4 protein-coding genes are annotated in these 4,987 nt (G+C 63.5%); 2 read left to right on the top strand and 2 right to left on the bottom strand.

Features of this window, described 5'->3' with window-relative positions; genetic code table 11:
* Window positions 1-245: 245 nt before the first annotated feature.
* Window positions 246-1,268, bottom strand: a complete 1,023-nt coding sequence (locus tag EOA38_RS27950; protein WP_126095950.1) for an aminopeptidase — start codon at window positions 1,266-1,268, stop codon at window positions 246-248.
* A gap of 335 nt (window positions 1,269-1,603) precedes the next feature.
* On the bottom strand, window positions 1,604-2,143 hold the full coding sequence (locus tag EOA38_RS27940) for a flavodoxin domain-containing protein (protein WP_126094492.1): 540 nt from the start codon (window positions 2,141-2,143) through the stop codon (window positions 1,604-1,606).
* A gap of 320 nt (window positions 2,144-2,463) precedes the next feature.
* On the opposite strand from EOA38_RS27940, the gene EOA38_RS27935 reads away from it, so the two are divergent.
* Together EOA38_RS27935 and EOA38_RS27930 are read left to right on the top strand one after the other, a co-directional pair.
* Window positions 2,464-3,063, top strand: a complete 600-nt coding sequence (locus tag EOA38_RS27935; RefSeq protein ID WP_189350721.1) for a LysE family transporter — start codon at window positions 2,464-2,466, stop codon at window positions 3,061-3,063.
* 287 nt (window positions 3,064-3,350) lie between these two features.
* The coding region (locus EOA38_RS27930) for an ABC transporter ATP-binding protein/permease (protein WP_127300739.1) at window positions 3,351-4,987 on the top strand (1,637 nt) is incomplete at its 3' end.

Here is a 4,987-nt window from a genome sequence, read left to right as displayed (position 1 = left end):
GCGCTGCCCCCGCTCCGTCTCGGCGCTGCGCGCCGAACCACCTCTCCCCCATTTCATGGGGCGAGGAACCCAAGATTGCCAAGGTCACGGCCTTCGGCGATTAGCGTTTCCTCGCCCCCGCCGAAGGTGGGGGAGAGGGGTGGCTCGGCGAAGCCGAGACGGAGAGGGGGAGCGCCCCATGTGATTGGCTGCCCGAGCCGGCATCGCTCAGGGCCGGGCTGCGCGGGCCGCCTTGTCCGTCAAACTCAATTACATGTCGCCGCGGTCTTCAAGGCCTGCGCACGGGAAGGTTCGGGCAAGGCCGCGATCCGTCGAACGGAAGCATAGAATCTTGGATAGTCGCCGGAACACAAATCGAACAGGCGAAGAAACGCCGGAACCCGTTCGCCGTAGACAGCAGTGGCGGCGAGCTTTGCGTTGTTGATCGGGGCATCGAACCAGGCATCGTATCTGCGGTATCCGGCCCATCGCCTATCGCGCATTTGCCGGTAGCGCATCCGCAGCCTGTCGATTGTGGCTGCCTTGGCAGCCGCCATCTGGTCCGGGGCACGGGGACTTCCATAGACCTGCCTCAACTCGTCCCGGGTTTTCGCTATCAGACCGAGAAAATCGGCACTGCGCTTGCGATTGGCCTCGTAGCGGCGCAATCCGGCGCGATTGCCGGTGGCGCGCAGCCATTTCCTCACGCCGGTGGTTTCGACGGCAACCGCGAAAGCCTCATTGAACGCGGAGTCATTGTTCACATAGATTTTCTGATGCGCCAGCTCGTGGAAAACAAGGCTTGCGAGATAGGTGTCGTCCTGACGCAGCATGGTGCTGAGCAGCGGGTCGCTGAACCAGCCCAGCGTGGAATACGCGGTGACGCCTGAGACATAGACGTCCAGCCCCTGTCGCTGCAGTCCGACAGCGCTTTCGGCTGCGGATTTCCGGGAAAAGTAACCCCGGTACGGAACGCAGCCGAAGACCGGAAAGCACCATGTTATTGGCGTAAGCGAGAATTGCGGCGCGGCAAAAACGGCAAAGGTCACAGAGTCCCGGCCGACGTCGACATAGCTGCGGTAGCTGCTGTTGTCGGGCAGCGTCAACTCGTCCGTGGCAAAGCGGCGTATGACGCTCGCCGACGTCAACTTGGCGCGCAATGCCTCCGGCGTCGAAGGATCACGGATCAGCTTCCCGACATTTCTGCGCGCCGCCATGATCTCAACATGGCCCTCCAACGACTGCGCGTAGTACGAAATGCTGGTGCACCCGGTCACGCCGGACGCCATGATCACAGCGGCAAGCAATCGAAAAACGCGCTTCACAGCTTGCCCACCGCTTGCTCATCTCCCCATGGAGCAAGTGCCTCATTTACCCCTAATGCATGTCGCCCAAAAGTGCGCAGCGGTTTTGGGGGAACGACATGCATCAAAACAAAGACTTAAAGCGCGTCGCCTGGCTCCGCTTCAGCGCGACGCGCTTTAAGTCTCAAACAGGCGCACCAGTCTTCGTCAAGACCTGGTGGGCAGCGGGTCGGACTTTCGAATTTGTAAGGATTGGCCATGTTCCATGCGCCACGCCGGCAAGCAAGGCGAAGGGTGCGCCGATGCCGGCTGCGCCGGACTCAAGCACCTCCTTGTTTAGCCAGATCGAGAAATCGATCGGCGAAGTTGGCGAGTGCGTTCCAGTCAGTGAATTCGTGATCGCGCTCGGAGACCGGATCGCCGCTCTTCATGACGACGAATTTGACGAACTGCTCCTGAAAGAAATCGTACTTGGTGAAGCGCAAGGCACCCCCAAGGAGGAGGGTCATGCCTGGCTGCCACCCTGTCACGGCGACGAAGCGATCCACGTATTTTTGAGCTTCCGCCTTTTGGTCTTCCAGCGCCGCCGAGAGACTGACGGATATGAAGGCCGAAGGCTTGGCGTTCAGCGCTTCGTGATGTGCAAACACCAAGTTCGTGACGGTTTCCTGGTGGTGCTCTTGGTGGACCGAGGCTGCAATGACGAACGCGTCGAAGTGTCCGAGCTTCAAATCGGATGTGAGCTCTGCGCTATCCACAAGCTCGACCTGGTGCCCGCGTTCGCGGATATGCGCTGCCGTCCGTGCGGAAATTTTCTCCGTCTGCCCTTCGGTCGTTCCATAGATGATCAGGACGTTCACGATGTCCCTCCGACAGCGGAAGAGACATTCATGGGGACAACCGATACGAGCCAGCCCGGCATGCCAGCACCTCAATGCTTCACAACAGCACCGCATTATAGCCCATGGAACGGGCTCCACGAACTGCTTTTCGCCGTGACGTCGGGGCTTGGAGCACGATCCTTGGCGCCGTGCTGGCCGAACGGATCGGCTTGCCAGGGTGGTGACAATCCGCTTTGCGCGTGCATTGCTTGCGCGGCAACCGACATCGACCTGGGAGAAGAGCCTTGTCCGAGATTGCAACCATCCTTTCCATCCTTGGCGTTTTCCTGCTCGGCGCGATGAGCCCCGGGCCGAGCTTCGTCGTCGTCTCGCGCATCGCGGTTGCCGGCGAGCGCACCGACGGCCTGGCGGCGGCGATCGGCATGGGCATCGGAGGCTTCATCTTCGCCACCATCGCGGTCGCGGGCCTGACCGCGCTGCTCGTGCAGGTCGCCTGGCTGGACATTTTTCTGCGCATCGCCGGCGGCGCCTATCTGTTGTGGATCGGCATCAAGATCTGGCGCGGCGCCAACGAGCCGATCGAGATCGCCAGCGATGCATCGGCGCGCGCCGGCTCGTTCTGGCGGGCGCTGCGCCGCGCGCTTCTGGTGCAGCTCGCCAACCCCAAGACCGCGATCTTCTACGCCTCGATGTTCGCGGCCATGCTGCCGGCCTCGCCGCCGCTGTGGATGCTCTTCGTGCTGCCGCCGCTGCTCTTCCTCAACGAATTCGTCTGGTACGCGGTCGTCGCCTTCGCCTTTTCCGCCAGCCGGCCGCGCTCGGCCTATCTCAGCACCAAGCACTGGATCGACCGCGCCGCCGGCGCCGTGGTCGGCGCGCTCGGCATCAAGCTGATGTGGGAAGGCATGGCCGCCGCGCGCCGGGGTTTTAGCGGGTGAGGTGACAAGGCGGAGAGCCAAAATCGCATAGGGTGCTCCCCCTCTCCGTCTCGACTTCGTCGAGCCACCTCTCCCCCACGTTGTGGGGGCGAGGAAACGCCAATCGCCAGAGTCGCGACCTCGCAGACCTTGGGTTCCTCGCCCCCATGAAATGGGGGAGAGGTGGCTCGGCGGAGCCGAGACGGAGCGGGGGCCGGCGCTGCCCTATGCGATTGCCGACCGAGTGGATGACTCGCTGCCGCGCGGAGACGGTGAAACTTTCTGATTTTCAGGCCGTTGTCGGCCTGATGTCAGAGACCAAATCCAAACCGAAGGCGACCGGCGCCAAACCAAACGATGTGGGGACGTCGCGCCAGGAGAAGTCGCGCGAAGAGAAAACGCGCGAAGAAAAGCCGCGCCCGAAAAAGTCGAGCCCTCCGGAAAAGCCGAGTCCAGAGAAATCAAGCGACGCGAAGGGACCGCCTGCCGAAGCCACGCCGGAGGCCGTCGGCGAACCCGCGCCGCCGCCGCCGGAATCCGTCGAGCCTGATCCCGAGCTGACGCATGAGGAGGCCGAGCAGGCGCGCAAGAAATATCTGCTGCGGCGTTTCTGGATCAGCGCGCGCGGCTACTGGGGACGCAGCGGCGACCGGCGCGCATGGCCGTTCACGATCGGCGTGTTGATGCTGATCGTCGTCAATATCGGCTTCCAGTACGGGATCAATGTCTGGAACCGCTCGATCTTCGACGCCCTCGAGCAACGCAATGCCGGCACCGTTTACTTCCTGATCGCCATCTTCCTGCCGCTGGTGGCCGGCAGCGCAAGCCTTGTCGTCACGCAGGTTTATATGCGCATGACGATCCAGCGCCGCTGGCGCTCGTGGCTCACCACGTCGGTCATCGCCCGCTGGCTCGCCAACGGCCGCTACTATCAGTTGAACCTCGTCAAAGGCGATCACACCAATCCTGAAGCCCGCCTCACGGAGGATTTGCGCATCGCCACGGAATCGCCCGTCGACTTCATCGCCGGCGTCCTCAACGCGTTCCTGTCGGCCTCGACCTTCATCGTCGTGCTGTGGACGATCGGCGGGGCGCTGAGCTTCACGCTCGGCGGCTTGAGCCTCACCATTCCCGGCTTCCTCGTCACCGCCGCGGTCATCTATGCCGCCATCACCTCCACCTCGATGGCGGTCATCGGCCGCCATTTCGTGAAACTCTCCGAGGACAAGAACCAGGCTGAAGCCGAACTCCGCTACGTGCTGACGCGCGTGCGCGAAAACGGCGAGAGCATCGCGCTGCTCGGCGGCGAGGAGGAGGAGCGCAGCGGCATCGACAGGAGTTTCGGCCATGTGCTGAGGCAATGGGCGCTGCTGACCGGCCAGCACATGCGCACGGCGCTGGTCTCGCAAGGGTCGAGCCTGTTCGCGCCGGTCGTGCCGATCCTGCTGTGCGCGCCAAAATTCCTCGAAGGCTCGATGTCGCTCGGCCAGGTCATGCAGGCGGCCTCCGCCTTCGGCATCGTGCAGGGCGCGTTCGGCTGGCTGGTCGACAACTATCCGCGCCTTGCCGACTGGAACGCCTCGGCGCGCCGCATCGCTTCGCTGATGATGTCGCTCGACGGGCTGGAGCGCGCGGAAGAGAGCGAGGCCTTCGGACGCATCCAGCACGGCGAGACGGCGAACGGCGCCATGCTCAGCCTCGACAATCTCTCCGTCACGCTCGACGACGGCACCTCCGTGGTCAAGGAAACCGAGGTCGAGATCGAGCCAGGCGAGCGGGTGCTGGTGGCCGGCGAATCCGGTTCGGGCAAATCGACGCTGGTGCGGGCCGTCGCGGGCCTGTGGCCGTGGGGCAGCGGCAGCGTCGATTTCCACGCCGGCAGGCGATTGTTCATGCTGCCGCAGCGCCCCTACATCCCCTCGGGCACGCTGCGCCGCGCCGTCGC

Source organism: Mesorhizobium sp. M1E.F.Ca.ET.041.01.1.1, assembly GCF_003997355.1.
In the GTDB taxonomy this organism is placed as follows: Bacteria; Pseudomonadota; Alphaproteobacteria; order Rhizobiales; family Rhizobiaceae; genus Mesorhizobium.
Note: the sequence above shows the minus strand (reverse complement) of the source record. Positions and strands in the feature narration are given on the sequence as shown.

What these genes read in the sequence shown, in the direction of transcription:
- EOA38_RS27950 (WP_126095950.1), bottom strand. Translation starts at nt 1,268, where the DNA reads ATGGCGTCCGGCGTGACCGGGTGCACCAGCATTTCGTACTACGCGCAG.
- EOA38_RS27935 (WP_189350721.1), top strand. Translation starts at nt 2,464, where the DNA reads ATGAGCCCCGGGCCGAGCTTCGTCGTCGTCTCGCGCATCGCGGTTGCC.